This window comes from Streptomyces sp. NPDC101191 (assembly GCF_044767915.1).
GTDB lineage: Bacteria > Actinomycetota > Actinomycetes > Streptomycetales > Streptomycetaceae > Streptomyces.
Genome location: NZ_JBIWOU010000002.1, coordinates 346331 through 362387 on the forward strand (window position 1 = coordinate 346331; position 16057 = coordinate 362387).

Consider the following 16057-nt stretch of genomic DNA (forward strand, 5'->3'; position numbering starts at 1 on the left):
GGGGGGCCGGCCCGGCCGGGGCCGCGGGCCCCGCGGGGGCGCGGCGGCCCCCGCGGCGGGCCGGCCCGCCGGCCCCGGCGCGGGCGGCGGGGCCCCGGCGGGCCCCGCGTCCGTGGATTCCGCGACGTCATCAGACCTCGCGCCACTTCGCCTGGCCGAAGGAGAAGACCCCGAAGAGCACGAGGCCGACGGCCACCGCGAGCAGCAGCCAGGGGCCCGCGGGGGTCTGCGCGAACGAACGGATCGCGTCGTCCATGCCCTTGGCCTCGCTCGGGTCGAACGCCATCGCCGCCTTCAGGCCGGAGAAGCCGAGGGCGGCAAGGACGAGACCGCGCCCGATGCCCCCGGCCACGCCGGTCACGTCCATGAAGCGACGCTGGTACGACGTCAGCCGGCCCCACGCCAGGTGGTCCCGGTACTTCCGCAGGACCGCTCTGCCCGCCATCCACAGCCCGGCCGCCACCACACCCGCGGCTATCGCACCGGCCCACCAGCGGCCGCCGGGCAGTTCGAGCAGGCGCCCGGTGACGTCCCGGCTCTGGCGGTCGGTCGAGCCCGCGCCGCTCCCGCGCTCCCCCACCGCGAAGGAGAGGACGAGGAAGGCGGACCCGGCGTAGAAGACGGCGCGGCCTGCCGACGCGGCGCGCTTGTGCGCCTTGTTCCCCTTGGGGCCGGCCGCGCCGAACACGGCCTCCGACAGCCGCCACACCGCCATCCCGGCGAGGCCGGCGCCCAGGGTCCAGAGGAGTACCGCCCCGAACGGGGCGGCGGCGACCTGCGCGAGGGCGCCTCCCCGGTCGGCCTGGTCGCCCGTACCCGTCAGGCCGACCCGTACGGCCAACGCTCCGACGAGCAGGTACAGCACGCCCCGTGCCGCGAATCCCGCCCGGGCGCCCGCCCGTACCGCCCCACCCCGGCCCGCCCTGCCCACCCCGCCCGTGTACGTCCTGGCTGTGGTCATGTCGACTCGCTCCTCTCGATCGACCCTCCAGGTGCCCCGTCATCCCCGAACGAATCCCCGGCCGCGCCGTTTCGACCGCTGACGGGCGGTGACACGAACGGAGACGGATCCCGACTCAGCCATAAGGAGGACCCCATGGGCAGCTGGCGCGCGGCCGCGGCCTGTCAGGATGTCGACCCCGATCTGTTCTTCCCGGTGGGGGCGGGTCCCTCCGCCCTCTCCCAGGCCGAGGAGGCGAAGGAGGTCTGCCGGGGCTGCCCGGTGCGCGAGGAGTGCCTTCGCTGGGCCATGGACGATTCCCGTCAGGTGACGGGCGTGTGGGGCGGCCTGACGGAGAACGAACGCCGCTCCCTGCATCGGCGCGTGCGCCGCAGGGCGGACGAGCGGCGGTGAGGTCCGGGCGGGCGGGGCAGCGGGACGCCGTCGCGGCACGGCTCCGCCGGCGCCCGTCCGCCCGCGCGGGCGCCGGGCTTCCCGCTCCTCTCCCCGGCTTCCTAGGCCTGGAGGGAGAGCCGCGCCAGGACCCTCTTCCCGGCCGCGTGCGGCTCCACGGTCACGCTCTCGCAGACGGCGACGACGATCTCCACGCCGTGCTGTCCGATCCGGCGCGGGTCGTGTCCGCGGGGTACGGGGGCGGCCGCCGCGCCGTCGAACACCGAGATCTCCAGGGCGTCCCGGCGCAGCTCCAGCAGCAGTCGGCAGGGGCCGGGGGCGTGCCGGCGCGCGTTGGTCACCAGCTCGCTGACCACCAGCTTGGCGAGGTCGACACGGTCGGCCGTCACCGGCCCGTACCGGACGGCCGGTACGGCCGTGAGGAAGTCGGACGTGAAGGCGCGGGCGGCCGCGATCGCGCCCTCGTCGGCGTCGTCGTAGACGGCGCTCGCCGACAGCAGGGGCTCCGGCGCGGCACACTCCGCGGACATCGCGTCCCTCATGGCCCTGATACTCCCCTCGTTCGGCTTGGTGAGCGCCATGCGCACCTCGTACACGCCCTTCCCCCCATTACGATTCCCACACCGCCGACGACGAGGATCACACGCGCAACCGTCCGGTCAGGCGAACCCGGGCGGCGCAGGGTCGGCCGCACCCGGGTCCGTCTCCGCACCGGATCGCCCTGCCTCGTGTCCCCGCCAGTCGAGGCAGAGGACGAGGACGGCGTCCGGCACGTCTCGCGGCATCTCACGCAGCGCCCGGACGACGGCCCTGGGTACGTCCGCACAGCTCAGGTGGCCGGTCAGTGCCAGGGCCCGGGCCACGGGACCGTCCGGCGACTCGTTCTCCCCGCCGGGCGGGGTCTCGCCCTGTTCGCAGGCGACGAAGACGACCCGGTCGCCGGGCAGCAGGCGCAGGCGCTGTGTGGTGTAGACGGTGTCCTCGAACATGCCGAGGGGGAGCTGGCGGTCGAGTTCGATGCGCTCGGTCAGGGCCCCGCGCCTTCGCCACACCGTCGGCGAACCGGCGTCGACCACCTCGATCGCGCCCGTGGCCAGGGTGATTCTCAGCAGGAGGGCGGCGAGCGTGCTCTTCCCGCGGTACTGCCCGTAGAGCGCCTGGTCGGTGAGGCTGGCCTGTCCCACCAGGTCGAGTCCGGCGCGCCGGGCGTTGCGGATGGCGTTGAGGGCGAGGGTGCTGACCAGGGCGGCGGGGGTGCCGGCGCCGGCGCCGTTGGCCACGACCAGCAGGAGTTCGTCCTCGGTCACGCTCCAGTCGAGGACGTGCCCTCCGGACGTGTAGGCGGGTTCCCAGTAGGCGTGCAGGTCGAAGGCGGGTCCCGAGCAGGCGCGGCCCGGCAGGGTGTCCCACTGCATCTCCCCGGCGACGCTGAGGGCGCGTGTCCTGCGGGTGCTGCGGTAGAGGTCGGTGTGGCGGTCGGCGACGCGCAGGGCGTGCCCGAGGCTCTCGGCGACGCGACCGAGGCTCTCCGTCGCGTCCGGGGTGGCGCGGTCCGCGGGCAGCACGACGACGAGGACGCCGAACCGCTCGCCGCGGACCGTGACGGGAAGGTACGCGGTCGCCGTGGGCCTGTCACCACGGAAAAGATATGGTTGCTGGGTGCGGAACGCTCGACCGGCCGGCCCGGTGTCCAGGGGCCCGTGCCGCACCGCGGCGGGCGTCTGCACGGGCTCCACGGCGCGCAGGGACGTGTGCCCGTAGTCGATGAGCAGCAGGTCGGCGGAGGACGCGGCGTACTGCTGCGTGAGACTGACACGGAGGGAGTCCAGCAGGAGGTGTGGTGCCGCCCCGCGCAGTGCGCTCTCCACTGTCACGTGTCGATCCACCGAATCCGTACCGCCTTCTGGAGAGATGTGGAGATGACCGGTCCGTCGGAAGGCCGACGTCCTCGGCTCCGGACGCCCGAGGAGTGTCGGCAGGCATGAAGAGCAACTCCGCCCCGTCCCCGCGGGAACCGCAGCAGACGACCGAGGCCGCCCGGGAGCTGATCGAGCTCCTGGAGGTGCTGTGGGAGCGAGGTCGGGACATGGTGTCGCCGACGCCGGTGTCGGCGAGTCAGCTGCGCGTGCTCTACAGCCTGGACCGCGAGGAGGGCATCAGCCTCCGTACCCTGGGCGAGCTGCTCGGGTCCGCACCGCCGTCGGTCAGCCGCATGTGCGACCGGTTGGAGGCGCTTGGCTTCGTCCAGCGGCTGCCCAGTCCCGTCAGCCGGAGGCAGCTGGAGCTGCACCTGACCGCGCCTGGCAAGGCGTACCTGCGGGACCTCCGGGCCCAGCGCGAGGAGGCCCTGCTGGCGGTCATCTCCGCCATGTCGCCGACGAGTCGCAAGGCATTGCTGCGGGGACTCACCGGGTTCCACGAGGCGCTGGGAGAGGGCACGCCCATGGCCTCGTCACGCCCTGACACGCCGCTGAAAGACGTCAGCTCCGCCTGATCCCCGCGCGCCGCCGGCTCCGGCCGGCCGCACACCCCTTGTCCCCATTGCCGCCCTCTGGTCATCGTCGAAGCGTTCACCGGGCACGGGCCAGGCCACGGCCGGACACACGCCAAGTGTTGCCCCAAGGATACAGTTGTCACACGGCAACTGTTGACGCGGTCCCGTGCCAGTCGAGACAGACCACGAGGGCGTCGTCCTCCAGCGGCGTGGCGCCGTGGTACGTGGCGAGCTCGCGCAGCACCGCCTGCGGCACGTGCGTGGGCGGCAGCAGCCGCGTCCCGCTGAGCGCCCGGGCCAGCGCCCTTTCCCCGTAGCTCTCCCCGGCGGGCGAGACTGCGGCGTACACCCCGTCGCTGCCGAACAGCAGGCGGTCCCCTCGGCGCACGGTGAACCGCTCGGGGACGTAGGCGGTCTCCTCGAACATGCCGAGCGGCAACTGCGCCTCGAAGGAGACGGACTCGACGGAGTTGCCCCGCAGCCGCCACAGACGCGGCGAACCGGCGTCGACCACCTCCACCTCGCCCGTGGCGAGGTCGAAGCACAGGAGGAGCGCCGACACGAAGGCGCGGCCCCGGTACTGCGCGTACACGGCCTGGTCGGCCAGGGCGGCCTGGTCCGCGAGGCCGAGGCCGGCCCGGCGGGCGTTGCGGAGCGCGTTGATCGCGAGATTCGTCAGGAGGGCGGCCTCGATGCCCTCGCCCATGCCGTTGGTGACGGTCAGGGTCAGCCGGCCGGCCGAGACCGACCAGTCGTAGTTGTCGCCGAAGATCGCGTAGGCCGGTTCCAGATGGGCGCCGAGGGCGAACTCCGGGCGGGCGCACGCGCGGCCGGGCAGGAGCTGCCACTGCATCTCGGCCGCCAGGGTCAGCCGCGCCGCCCGCCGCGCCAGGACGTACAGGTCCGTGTCACGCTCGGCCACCAGGATCTCGTGGCCGAGGCTCTCGCAGATCTGGCCGAGTCCGGGCAGCAGGGGCCCCACCTCGGCCCCCGACGGCAGGCAGACGGTGAGCACACCCAGCCGGTCCCCCCTGACCGTGACGGGAAGGTGGACCAGGACCGGGTCCGTCCCCTGGGTGACGTACGGCTCCTGGGCACCGAAGGCGCGTCCCTGCGGACTGTCGTGGATCGGCACCGACACCGCCGCCCCGGGCGTGCTCTCGACGAGCTGGAGCGTCCGCAGCCCGTAGTCGGCCAGACGGAGCTCCACCCACCGGGCATCGCAGTACCTCCGCAGGGCGTCCTCGACGACGCCCACCAGACGGTGCGGCGCGGCCCGGCGGAGCGCCTGCTCGACATCGGCGATCTCCAGCACGTTCTCCCGCTTCCTTCCTTCCTCGGGCGCGGTCCCTGCGCAGGGACCGCGCCGGCCGTCGTCTATCTCTCGTCGCCGGCGGCGGCGAGGGCCTCCGCGACCCCGGCGTGGGGCGGGGCCGTCATCGTCACTCCGGTGATCTCCAGGATGCGTCGCACGGCCGGTGTGGGCGCGGCGAGGTACAGGTCTCCCCCGACGTCGCGCGCCTTCTGGACCGCCCTGATCAGGACGTTCAGACCGGACGAGTCCATGAAGTCCAGGGCGGACAGGTCGAGGACGAGACGCCTCCGACCCTGCCGGAGCTGCTCCGTGAGGTGGGCGCCGAGCAGGTCGGCGGTCTCCATGTCGAGTTCGCCTTCCACGACCAGTACGGCTGTGCGGTCGTCGCGGACCACGACGTCGACGTCCAGGTTCAGTTCTCGCTCGGGCATGTTCCTGCTTTCCACGGGGGGACGGGCGGTGGGCGGGCGATGGGGGTCAGGTCACCCGGACACCGACGAGACACGTGTCGTCGTCCGTGTCCGACTTGCTGCGCGCCAGCAGCAGGTCCAGCCGGCGTTCGAGGCTGTCGGCCGGCATCCGGGCGACGGCGAGCAACTGGGCGACGGATTCGTGAACGGAGGTGTCCCGTCGTTCGACGAGACCGTCGGTGTACATCAGGACCGTGTCCTCGGGTTCGAGCCGGAGCTCCGCCTCCTCGTACTCGGCCTCGGCCAGGGCCCCGAGCAGCATCCCCCTGAGGAGCGGGAGGTCGGCCGCTTCGCCGGCCCGTACGAGCACGGGCGGGAGGTGTCCCGCCCGGGCCCAGCGCAGCGTCCGGCTCTCGGGGTCGAAAAGACCGCAGATCGCGGTCGCCGTGACATCGGCGGTGAGGTGGTGGGCGACACCGTTGAGCCAGGACAGCAGCTGCGCCGGTCCCGCGCCGGTGACGGCGAGGCCGCGCAGGGCGTTGCGGAGGACGACCATCCCGGTGGCGGCGTCCACGCCGTGGCCCGCGACGTCCCCGACGCAGACGAGCACCTTCTTGGACGGCAGCACGACGGCGTCGTACCAGTCGCCGCCGACCAGGGACTCCGACTCGGCCGGGCGGTAGCGCACGGCGACGTCGAGTCCCGGCGCGTCGAGCGGGGGTTTGGCCGGCGGCATGATGGCGTGCTGGAGCTGGAGGGTGAGCCGGTTGCGCTCCTCCGCCTCCTCCTCGGTGGCGGCCAGACGGTCGCGGGTGGCCGTGAGGGCGACCTCGGTCCAGTGCTGCGCCGAGATGTCCTGGAAGGCGCCCCGGACCGCCTGGAGTCCGTCGCCGGCGCCCAGGGTGGGTTCGGCGATCACCCGGATGTGCCGGACGACGCCGTCGTGGCGCAGCAGGCGGAAGGCCGTGGAGCCGGCCCGCCGCTGGTGCAGCACGGACTGGAGGAAGCGCCGGATGGTGGCGGCGTCGTCGGGGTGGGCGTGGACGGCCAGGTCACGCAGGGAGACAGGAGGTTCCGTCAGCTCTCGGCCGAAGAGGTCGAAGAGCTGGGCGTTCCAGGTGATCTCGCCGGTGAGGACGTCCTCCTCGAAGGCGCCGATCCGGCCGAGTCGCTGTGCGTGCTGCAGCAGACTCGCCAGACGGGCCGCCTCGTCCTCGACGCGCCAGACGAGCAGGACGCTGTCCCCGTGCCGGCTGATGCTGATGTCGGCGAGCGAGGAGAGCGGCACCTGGTCCACGAGGGCGGTCAGCCGGGTGCGCCGGGAGCGGAAGGGCTCCCCCGTGGCATAGACCCGCTCGATCCGTTCGAAGAGTTCGCTCTCGCCCGCGGTGGCGGGGTACGCCTCCAGGAGCAGCGCCCCGTCGACGGCGCTGCGGGGCCGGCCGGCCGGGTCCTGGAAGTGCGCGTTGGCGTGCCGGATGCGGAAGTCGGCCAGCCTCCCCGCCTCGTCCAGGTGGGGGGCCAGGACGAGGACCGGGTCGTGGAGCCCGTCGGCGAGTTCGGCCAGCTCTTGCGCTCCGTCCCCGGCGGGGACGAGGGAGCCCGCGGGCACGGCCTGCGCGGGACGTGACTCCAGCGTGTGGGCGCAGAGCTCGGCGAGGGCCTCGATCTGGCGCTCCACGGCCTGGGGCAGCGGCTCCAGCGGCCGGGCCCAGCAGATCTCCAGGACACCGTGGATCCGGCCGCCGGTCCCGGCGGGGACCACGACCCGGCCCCCCTCGGGGTGGCGGGCACGTCCGATCGAGGGGACGCCGGCGGCTGCCAGTGACGGGTACCGGACCGTCCGGCGGCCGGTGAGGGCCTGCCGGGCCGCGGTGCTCACGCCGGGCGGGACGTAGTGCCAGCGGGCCGCCTCGTCGGCGCCGAATCCGGCGTGGCCGCACAGGGTCAGTGAGGCGTCCGGGCCGGTGGTCCAGATCGCCACGGCGACGGCGCCCAGGGGTTCGAGCGCGTGCGCCAGCAGCGACTCGGCGACGGACTGGGTGTCGCTCGCACCGAGCGCCGCGCTCTCGGCCGTACGCAGCCGGACGGCGACCGAGGCGTCGGACCCGGCGACCGGGCCGGGAGTGCCGGGCCCGCCGACGGTGGTCCTGACGAACTCGTCGGCGACCTCGGCAAGCCGGTCACGGGCCGCTTGGTTGATGATGTCCGCGGCGAACTCCAGCGGGGAGAGCCCGGCCCGCTCGGCCAGCTCGGCGAGTTGCCTCGCCGCCTGGGCGGGGCCGCAGCGCAGACGCTCGACGATGACGCCCTTGGCGAGTTCGATCAGGGCACGCCCCTCGGCCGCGGCGTGCGCGGCGCGCACCTCCCCGCGCAGCCGTTCCACCGTGGCGGCCAGCCGGCCGAGCGTGAGCCTGTCCTCCGTGGACGCCCGGTCGCCTTCGCCGGCAGCGGGGCGGGGGATGCCCACGAGGGACGCCTCGGGCGCCGGAGCGTCTTCCCCGGGGGTGCCGGAGGACGGGTCTCCGCCCCGGAGGTGGGGGACACTCACTTCGACGACTCCTCGGGTAGGGCGGCTGTGGGGCCGCCGGAAAGGCGTGGACACGGCGGGCGTGGAGCCCGCCGCGGGGTGCGGTACGGGCCGGTGGGGACGGCCACGGGGCTATCCGTCGTTCAGCCAGCGGCCGACGCAGGCGATGAGTTCGTCGGCGTCGACGGGCTTGGTCACGTAGTCGCTGGCGCCCGAGGCGATGCTCTTCTCCCGGTCGCCCCGCATGGCCTTGGCGGTGACCGCGATCACGGGCAGTTCCGCGTACTGCGGCATCTCCCTGATGCGTGCGGTCGCGGTGTAGCCGTCCATCTCCGGCATCATCACATCCATCAGGACGAGGTCGACGGCCGGTTGCGCGAGGAGGGTCTCGATCCCCTTCCGGCCGTTCTCGGCGTGCAGCACCGTGATGCCGTGCAGTTCCAGGATGCCGCTCAGGGCGTAGAGGTTGCGGGCGTCGTCGTCGACCACGAGAACGGTGCGGCCGTGCAGCGCCGTGTCGATGGTCTGCGGCGCCGGGGCCCGGTGTTCGCCCCGGACCAGGGGGACGACGTCGCCGGGCTGCTCCGCGGACAGGTGCAGGGCGATCCGCTCGCGCAGTTCGTCGAGGCTGGAGAGGAGCTCCAGCGGCCGTCGGCGGGCGAGCTCCTGCAGGGCACGCTCCTGGTCGGCGGCGAGGCGCCGGTTGTTGTGGGCGAGGACGGGTACGGTGCGCAGGGCCTCGTCCCCGTCCATGGCGTCGAGGAAGCGCAGGGCGTCGCCGTCCGCCATGTCGACGTCGAGCACGACGCAGTGGAACGCCTGCGTGGCCAGCGCGGTGGCGGCCTCCTGGGGGCCCACGACCGCGATCAGTTCGATGTCCTCCCGGTCGGCGTGGCCGCCGTCGGCGGCGAGTTCCGTGACGGCGTTCTCGGCGACGAGGGCGAGCAGCCCCCGCGGGCGCTCCTCGATCACCAGGAGGCGCCTCGTCGGCCGGACGGACGGCGCGCCGGGCCGGCCGAGCGGTGCCGGGGCGCCGCCCTGGTCGGGCGTCGCGGCCGGGGGGAGCTCGGCGGCGTCCGTCGTCGAGGCGGGGAGCGCGGGCTGTTCGGTGAAGTCGGGGCGGGTGACGGGCAGGTAGAGGGTGAAGGTGCTGCCCTCGCCGGGCACGCTGGTGACCGTGAGGGCGCCGCCGAGCAGGTAGGCGATCTCGCGGCTGATGGACAGACCGAGACCCGTGCCGCCGTACTTCCGGTTGGTCGTTCCGTCGGCCTGCTGGAAGGCGCCGAAGATGGCCTCCAGGTTCTCGGGGGCGATGCCGATGCCGGTGTCCGCGACGCGGAAGGCGACGACCGGGCCGCCGCGGTGGACCGTCGCCGGGAGTTCGTCGTCCGAGGCCGGTTCGATGCGGAGTTCGACGCTCCCCTGCTCGGTGAACTTGACGGCGTTGGACAGCAGGTTCCGCAGCACCTGCCGGAGCCGGGAGTCGTCGGTGATCAGATCGACGGGGACGCCGGCGGCGGTCGAGACCGTGAAGGTGAGGCTCTTCTGCGAGATCAGCGGACGGAAGGTGGCCTCGACGTAGTCGAGCAGCCGGCGCAGCGCCACGCGCTCGGGGTTGAGGTCCATCTTCCCGGCCTCCACCTTGGACAGGTCGAGGATGTCGTTGATCAGCTGCAGCAGGTCCGATCCGGCCGAGTGGATGATGCCGGCGTACTCGACCTGCTTGGCCGTGAGGTTGCGGGTCGGGTTCTGAGCGAGCAACTGGGCCAGGATCAGAAGGCTGTTGAGCGGGGTGCGCAGCTCGTGGCTCATGTTGGCCAGGAACTCGGACTTGTACGTCGAGGCCAGCGCGAGCTGCTGGGCCCGGTCCTCGAGTTCCTGCCGGGCCTGCTCGATCTGCAGGTTCTTGGCCTCGATGTCGCGGTTCTGCGTCGCGAGCAGGGCCGCCTTCTCCTCCAGTTCGGCGTTGGAGCGCTGGAGTTCGTCCTGCTGCACCTGGAGTTCCTCGGTGCGCGAGCGCAGTTCGCCGGCCAGCCGCTGGGACTCGTCCAGGAGTTCGTCCGTCCGGGCGTTGGCGACGATGGTGCTGACGTTGACGCCCACGGTCTCCATGAGCTGCTCCAGGAAGTCCCGGTGCACGGAGGTGAAGCGGCTGAAGGACATCAGCTCGATGACACCGAGGACCTGGTCCTCGACGACGATGGGCAGCACCATCAGGCTGCCCCGGGCCGTCCGGCCGAGTCCCGAGGAGATGGAGACGTAGTCGGCGGGGACGTCCTCGGCGGCGATGGTGCGCCGGCTGCGGGCGGCCTGCCCGACCAGCGACTCTCCCAGCCGGAACCGGTCCCGCCCCTGATCGCCGGCGGGTCGGCCGTAGGAGCCGACGAGCCCCAGCTCGATGCCGTCCGCTCCCTCCTCGGCCAGGTAGAACGCGCCGTACTGGGCGGACACGAGCGGGGTCAGCTCGTCCATGACGAGTTCGGCGACGACGGCCAGGTCACGGTGGCCCTGCATGAGCGCGGAGATCCGGGCCAGGCTGGACTTCAGCCAGTCCTGCTGCTGGTTGGCCCGCGTGGTCTCGCGCAGCGAGCCGACCATGGCGTTGATGTTGTCCTTGAGCTCGGCCACCTCGCCCGAGGCCTCGACGGTGATCGAACGGGTCAGGTCACCCTCGGCGACCGCGCTCGCGACCTCGGCGATGGCGCGGACCTGGCGGGTGAGGTTGCCGGCGAGCTCGTTGACGTTCTCGGTCAGCCGCTTCCAGGTGCCGGAGACGCCCTCCACCTCCGCCTGTCCCCCGAGCCGGCCCTCGCTGCCGACCTCGCGGGCGACGCGCGTCACCTCGGCGGCGAACGAGGACAGCTGGTCGACCATCGTGTTGATGGTCGTCTTCAGCTCCAGGATCTCGCCGCGGGCGTCGACGTCGATCTTCTTGGAGAGGTCTCCGTTGGCGACGGCCGTGGTGACCTGGGCGATGTTCCTGACCTGTCCGGTCAGGTTGTTCGCCATGGAGTTGACGTTGTCGGTGAGGTCCTTCCAGGTGCCGGCCACGTTCGGCACCCGGGCCTGGCCGCCGAGGCGGCCCTCGGTGCCCACCTCGCGGGCGACGCGCGTCACCTCGTCGGCGAAGGCCGACAGGGTGTCCACCATCGTGTTGATGGTGTCGGCGAGGGCGGCGACCTCGCCCTTGGCCTCGACGGTGATCCGGCGGGAGAGGTCGCCGCGGGCCACCGCGGTGGCGACCTGGGCGATCGAACGCACCTGCCCGGTGAGGTTGGACGCCATCACGTTGACGTTGTCGGTCAGGTCCTTCCACGTGCCCGAGGCTCCCCGGACGGTGGCCTGACCACCGAGATTGCCCTCCGTGCCCACCTCGCGGGCCACCCGGGTCACCTCGTCGGCGAAGGCCGAGAGCTGGTCCACCATCGTGTTGATGGTCGTCTTCAGCTCCAGGATCTCGCCGCGGGCGTCCACCTCGACCTTCTTCGACAGGTCGCCGGTGGCCACCGCGGTGGCCACGTGGGCGATCGCCCTGACCTGGGCGGTGAGGTTCCCGGCCATGGAGTTGACGGAGTCCGTCAGGTCGCGCCAGGTGCCGGAGACGCCCTTCACGTCGGCCTGGCCGCCGAGGATGCCCTCCGTGCCCACGTCACGGGCCATGCGCGTGACCTCGTCGGCGAAGGAGGACAGCTGGTCGACCATCGTGTTGATGGTGTTCTTGAGCTCCAGGATCTCGCCGCGCGCGTCCACGTCGATCTTCTGGGAGAGGTCTCCCTTGGCGACGGCGGTGGCGACCTGGGCGATGTCCCGGACCTGGGTGGTGAGGTTGCCGGCCATCGCGTTCACCGAGTCGGTCAGATCGGCCCAGGTGCCGGAGACCCCGGGGACCACGGCCTGCCCGCCCAGGGTCCCCTCCGTGCCGACCTCACGGGCGACCCGCGTCACCTCGGAGGTGAACTGGGAGAGCTGGTCGACCATCCCGTTGAACACACTGGAGATCTCGCCCATCAGCCCGCCCGCCTCGTCGGGCAGCCGGGTGCCGAAGTCGCCGTCCCGCACGGCCGTGAGACCGGCCAGGAGCTGCCGGAGCTCGGGCTCCCCCACCGCGGCCGGCCCCGGCCGCCCATCGGTCGCGGAGCCCTTGATCGTCGTCTCAGACATGCCCATCCTCGTTCGCCCTCAGGCATCCGCTCACGTTCCATACGGGCACGGTCACGCGCTGGAACCGACCGCCTTCCGTGCGGTTCAGCAGCTCGGACCGTTGCCGTACGGCAATTATGACGACAGTACTCCCTCGTGATCGACACGAGGAGGGCGATGCCGCGTCAAGCGGCCGGAAGACGCCGTCGTCAGGGGCTCCGCCGCCGCCACCGCGGCCCGGCACGGCCCGCCACGGCGGACGTGAGCGGAGCCGGATTCCGCCGCTTCCCCGGCCGCCGCGCCCCGGGGTGTACTCCGCCGGGGCGGGGGTACACGCCGCGTCAAAGCCGGGCGGCCGACGCCCTGACGACGAGGGGACTCCCAACGTGTTGATGGCCCATCCCGCGGTCCTGCGGAATCTCATCGAGCAGTACGAGACGCTCAAGGTCCTCCGTGCGGAGGACGGCGGCACCGAGGTACGCAGGCGCATGGACGACCTCGCCTACACGCTGTGCGTCTGCACCGGTACGCGCGACGTGGACGCGGCGCTCATCGCCGCCCGCCACCGGCTGCCGGGCGCCCGCCCGGAGGACGACTCGGTCCTCACCGCTTGAGGACGCGAACAAGCCCGGCACGCTCTCCTCGGGGTGTGCCGGGCTCAGTCATGCCGTGACCGGGACGGCCTGCGTGGGTGTGGCCCGTGCATGGGCGCGACCTGTGACGAACCTGACGCGAGACGCCCTGCGCCCGCGGCCGGATTCCGGCCGCGGGCGCAGGGCGTCTCAGGCGTGCGGGGCCGCCTACCAGCGGTACCAGCGGCCCGTGCTCCCCTTCGGCCGGGCCACGAAGCCGATCAGCCACAGGACGAGCACGATCACGGCGACCCACCAGAGCGCCTTGACCGCGAAACCGACGCCGAAGAGCAGCAGGGCGAGAAGCAGAACCAGCAGCAGGGGGACCATGTGCGTCAACCTCCGGAATGACAGTTAAAAAAGAAACGGACGGACGGGGCGTACGGCCCCAGGGGAAGGCACAACCCTCCCTCGTACCTCAGGAGCGGCGTGCGAGCCCTCGTGCCTCAGAAGCGGCGCGCGAGCGCGAACCGTCGTGCCTCAGAAGCGGCCACCGAGGAGCCGGGCCAACGGGCCGCGGCTGCGTCGCCCTGCCCGGTGACCGAGTGCGTACGCACCGGTGAGCGCGGCCGTCGCGCTCACGGCGGCGCCGCCGGTCACCGCCTTGTGATGGCGCACGGCGGTCCACAGCATTCCCCCGGTGCCGCGCGCCACGTACCCGGCCGCACGGGCCTTCTCGGCGAACGGGGCCGGAAGGGCGTGCAGGGCCCCCGTGGCGGCCTGACCGGATCCGGTCGCCTCTCTACGGCTCGCTTCTTCCGCCGGTACGGCGCGGTCCGCGCCGTAGGGCGTACCGACGGCATCCGGCACGGCGTGCGGGCCGGTCCGACGGGACGGGTTCTGGTCGCTCTTGTCCGAAGCACTCATGACGGTCGTGTAGCCAGGCTCGCCGACCGCAAACCCCCGTTCTCCGCGGCGCGGCACATTCCCACGGGCCCATCCCCGGTCTTCCGGGCTCCCGTGGCGGGCGGACCGCCGGTATCGGTCCGCGGCGGCTTGGCCCGCCCGATCCGGGACAGACGGCCGTGCATGGTGACGATTCTTCTCGCGGCCCTCCCGGCCCTGACCGCCCTCGCCCTCGGCCTCCTGGCCGTCCTGGTGTCCCCGTGGTGGTGGTGCGCGGCCGTCCCCGCCCTGCTGCTCGCCGGCGTGGCGTTGCACGACCTGCGCCAGCGGCGCCACTCGGTGCTCCGCAACTACCCGCTCCTGGGACACCTGCGGTTCGCGATGGAGGCGCTCCGTCCCGAGGTGCAGCAGTACTTCGTCGAGCGGAACGTCGACGGCGTGCCCTTCGACCGGGACGCGCGCTCCATCGTCTACGAGCGGGCGAAGGGAACCGACGCCGAGGACCCCTTCGGGACGGAGCTGGAGCTGGACCGCCCGGGCACCGAGTACCTCGTCCCGTCCATGGCTCCCCGCCCGGTGCCGACCGAGCAGCCCCGGGTCCGGATCGGCGGCCCGCACTGCACCAGGCCCTACGACATGGCCCTGCTCAATGTGTCCGCGATGAGCTTCGGCGCCCTGTCGGACCGGGCGATCCATGCCCTGAACGAGGGCGCCCGGCGCGGAGGCTTCGCCCACGACACCGGCGAGGGCGGGATATCGGCGCACCACCTGGCCCCCGGTGGCCACCTCGTATGGGAGGTCGGCACGGGATACTTCGGCTGCCGCACCGAGGACGGCGGCTTCGACCCGCGGCTGTTCGCCGAGAAGGCCTCTCTCGACCAGGTCGCCTGCGTGCTGCTGAAGATCAGCCAGGGAGCCAAACCCGGTATCGGGGGCGTGCTGCCCGGCTCCAAGGTCGGCCGGGAGATCGCCTCGGTCCGAGGCGTTCCGCAGGGCCGCACCGTGATCTCGCCCCCGTACCACCGCGTCTACCGGACCCCGCGCGAGCTCGTACGCTTCCTGGACCGGATGCGGGATCTCGCCGGGGGCAAGCCGGTCGGGTTCAAACTGTGCGTCGGTTCGCGCCGCGAGTTCCTCGCCGTCTGCAAGGCGATGCTGGAGGAGGACGTCACGCCCGACTTCATCGTCGTGGACGGAGCCGAAGGCGGCACCGGGGCCGCGCCGCTGGAGTTCGCGGACACCGTCGGGCTCCCCCTTACGGAAGGCCTGACGACGGTGCACCGGGCCCTCGTCGGCACGGGCCTGCGCGACCGGATCCGGATCGGCGCCTCCGGCAAGGTCGCCACCGGCAGCGACATCGTCAAGCGGCTGATCCAGGGCGCCGACTACACCAACTCCGCCCGGGCCATGATGTTCGCCCTCGGCTGCATCCAGGCCCAGCGGTGCCACACCAACACCTGTCCCGTCGGGGTGGCGACCCAGGACCCGCGGCGCGCCCGGGCCCTGGACATCGAGGACAAGGCACGGCGCGTCCAGCGCTTCCAGGAGGCGACGGTGAAGAGCGCCCTGCAGATCATGGCCGCCATGGGCGTCGAGCGCCCCGGCGACCTGGCCCCCGGGATGCTTCTGCGCCGGGTCGGCCCGGACGACGTCCGGTCCCATGCCGACCTGTACGCACCGCTGGCCCACGGGCAGCTTCTCGCGTCCGCCTCGGTTCCGGACTCGTGGGAAGGCGACTGGAAGGCGGCTCATCCGGACCGGTTCACCCTCCGGTGACCGGTCCGGTCGGTGAGCGACACCGCTTTCGGCCGGTGGCCGGCGCCGGGCAGGCCAGGTCAGGAACCGGACAGGGCGGTCAGGAACAGCCGGAAAGCCCTCGGCCCGGGACGAGCCTTCCGGCTCGTCCCGGGCCGAGGGACGGGGGCGGGCGCCCCCACCGGCTAGAACGGGCCGCCGACCCGGTAGTACGCCACCAGGTCCTCGCGGTACTGCCGGTCGGCGAGGTGCTTCTCGGAGTGGAACTCGGGTGCGCCCTTGACCTGGTCCTTGGTCAGGGCGAGGTGGACCGTGTGCCCCTCCAGGTCGACCCGGGTCACCGCGCTCGCCGGGATCAGCACCTCCTTGCCGAAGATCCAGACTCCGGTGTCCACGACCAGATAGGCGTCGTCGACCTCGTCGGAATGCTTGTCGACCTTTCCGATGGAACCGTCGGCGGCCTCGACCCGCCATCCGGTGAGGTCCGTGCCCGCCAGGTACCCGGAATCCGTTCCATAGGTCCAGAAGTGGTCGGTCATTGCTGTCACTCCTCTGCTCGTCCACGTCGAGTAGGTCACTGC

The 16057-nt window shown here is 72.7% G+C and carries 14 protein-coding genes; 4 read left to right on the plus strand and 10 right to left on the minus strand.

Going from position 1 to position 16057, the window contains the following annotated elements; translation table 11 throughout:
* Nucleotides 1-130: 130 nt before the first annotated feature.
* The gene (locus tag ACIRQF_RS08670; RefSeq protein WP_376634367.1) at nucleotides 131-961 is read right to left on the minus strand and encodes a DUF1206 domain-containing protein; all 831 of its coding nucleotides are present in this window, start codon (nucleotides 959-961) and stop codon (nucleotides 131-133) included.
* Nucleotides 962-1096: 135 nt separating this feature from the next.
* On the opposite strand from ACIRQF_RS08670, the gene ACIRQF_RS08675 reads away from it, so the two are divergent.
* Entirely contained in the window at nucleotides 1097-1354 is a 258-nt protein-coding gene (locus ACIRQF_RS08675) for a WhiB family transcriptional regulator (protein ID WP_376634365.1), read from the plus strand.
* Nucleotides 1355-1455: 101 nt separating this feature from the next.
* Here the strand turns inward: ACIRQF_RS08675 and ACIRQF_RS08680 are convergent, their stop codons facing one another.
* Both ACIRQF_RS08680 and ACIRQF_RS08685 read right to left on the minus strand, forming a co-directional pair.
* Entirely contained in the window at nucleotides 1456-1935 is a 480-nt protein-coding gene (locus ACIRQF_RS08680) for an ATP-binding protein (RefSeq protein ID WP_382486173.1), read from the minus strand.
* Nucleotides 1936-2013: 78 nt separating this feature from the next.
* Complete coding sequence (locus ACIRQF_RS08685; protein ID WP_404090096.1) at nucleotides 2014-3228, minus strand: PP2C family protein-serine/threonine phosphatase; 1215 nt, start codon at nucleotides 3226-3228, stop codon at nucleotides 2014-2016.
* Nucleotides 3229-3335: 107 nt separating this feature from the next.
* Here ACIRQF_RS08685 and ACIRQF_RS08690 point away from each other — a divergent pair, with 107 nt between their 5' ends.
* Nucleotides 3336-3848, plus strand: coding sequence for a MarR family winged helix-turn-helix transcriptional regulator (locus ACIRQF_RS08690; protein WP_404090098.1), 513 nt, complete (start codon nucleotides 3336-3338; stop codon nucleotides 3846-3848).
* Between the two features lie 139 nt (nucleotides 3849-3987).
* Here ACIRQF_RS08690 and ACIRQF_RS08695 read toward each other — a convergent pair whose 3' ends face one another.
* From ACIRQF_RS08695 to ACIRQF_RS08710, 4 genes are all read right to left on the minus strand, one after another.
* The gene (locus ACIRQF_RS08695; RefSeq protein WP_404090100.1) at nucleotides 3988-5163 is read right to left on the minus strand and encodes a PP2C family protein-serine/threonine phosphatase; all 1176 of its coding nucleotides are present in this window, start codon (nucleotides 5161-5163) and stop codon (nucleotides 3988-3990) included.
* A gap of 62 nt (nucleotides 5164-5225) precedes the next feature.
* Nucleotides 5226-5594, minus strand: coding sequence for an STAS domain-containing protein (locus ACIRQF_RS08700; protein WP_404090102.1), 369 nt, complete (start codon nucleotides 5592-5594; stop codon nucleotides 5226-5228).
* Between the two features lie 46 nt (nucleotides 5595-5640).
* A complete protein-coding gene (locus ACIRQF_RS08705; RefSeq protein WP_404090104.1) occupies nucleotides 5641-8124 on the minus strand; it encodes a SpoIIE family protein phosphatase in 2484 nt (827 codons plus the stop codon).
* Nucleotides 8125-8235: 111 nt separating this feature from the next.
* On the minus strand, nucleotides 8236-12264 hold the full coding sequence (locus ACIRQF_RS08710) for a HAMP domain-containing protein (protein ID WP_404090106.1): 4029 nt from the start codon (nucleotides 12262-12264) through the stop codon (nucleotides 8236-8238).
* A 365-nt stretch (nucleotides 12265-12629) separates the two neighbouring features.
* Here ACIRQF_RS08710 and ACIRQF_RS08715 point away from each other — a divergent pair, with 365 nt between their 5' ends.
* Nucleotides 12630-12857, plus strand: coding sequence for a DUF5133 domain-containing protein (locus ACIRQF_RS08715; RefSeq protein WP_376634349.1), 228 nt, complete (start codon nucleotides 12630-12632; stop codon nucleotides 12855-12857).
* Between the two features lie 186 nt (nucleotides 12858-13043).
* Here ACIRQF_RS08715 and ACIRQF_RS08720 read toward each other — a convergent pair whose 3' ends face one another.
* A complete protein-coding gene (locus tag ACIRQF_RS08720; protein WP_376634348.1) occupies nucleotides 13044-13205 on the minus strand; it encodes a hydrophobic protein in 162 nt (53 codons plus the stop codon).
* A 150-nt stretch (nucleotides 13206-13355) separates the two neighbouring features.
* A complete protein-coding gene (locus tag ACIRQF_RS08725; RefSeq protein ID WP_404090108.1) occupies nucleotides 13356-13742 on the minus strand; it encodes a hypothetical protein in 387 nt (128 codons plus the stop codon).
* Between the two features lie 162 nt (nucleotides 13743-13904).
* On the opposite strand from ACIRQF_RS08725, the gene ACIRQF_RS08730 reads away from it, so the two are divergent.
* Nucleotides 13905-15497 (plus strand): FMN-binding glutamate synthase family protein, encoded by a 1593-nt coding sequence (locus ACIRQF_RS08730; protein ID WP_404090110.1) that lies wholly within the window; start codon nucleotides 13905-13907, stop codon nucleotides 15495-15497.
* A gap of 164 nt (nucleotides 15498-15661) precedes the next feature.
* Here ACIRQF_RS08730 and ACIRQF_RS08735 read toward each other — a convergent pair whose 3' ends face one another.
* Nucleotides 15662-16015, minus strand: coding sequence for a PRC-barrel domain containing protein (locus tag ACIRQF_RS08735; protein ID WP_404090112.1), 354 nt, complete (start codon nucleotides 16013-16015; stop codon nucleotides 15662-15664).
* Nucleotides 16016-16057 lie beyond the last annotated feature (42 nt).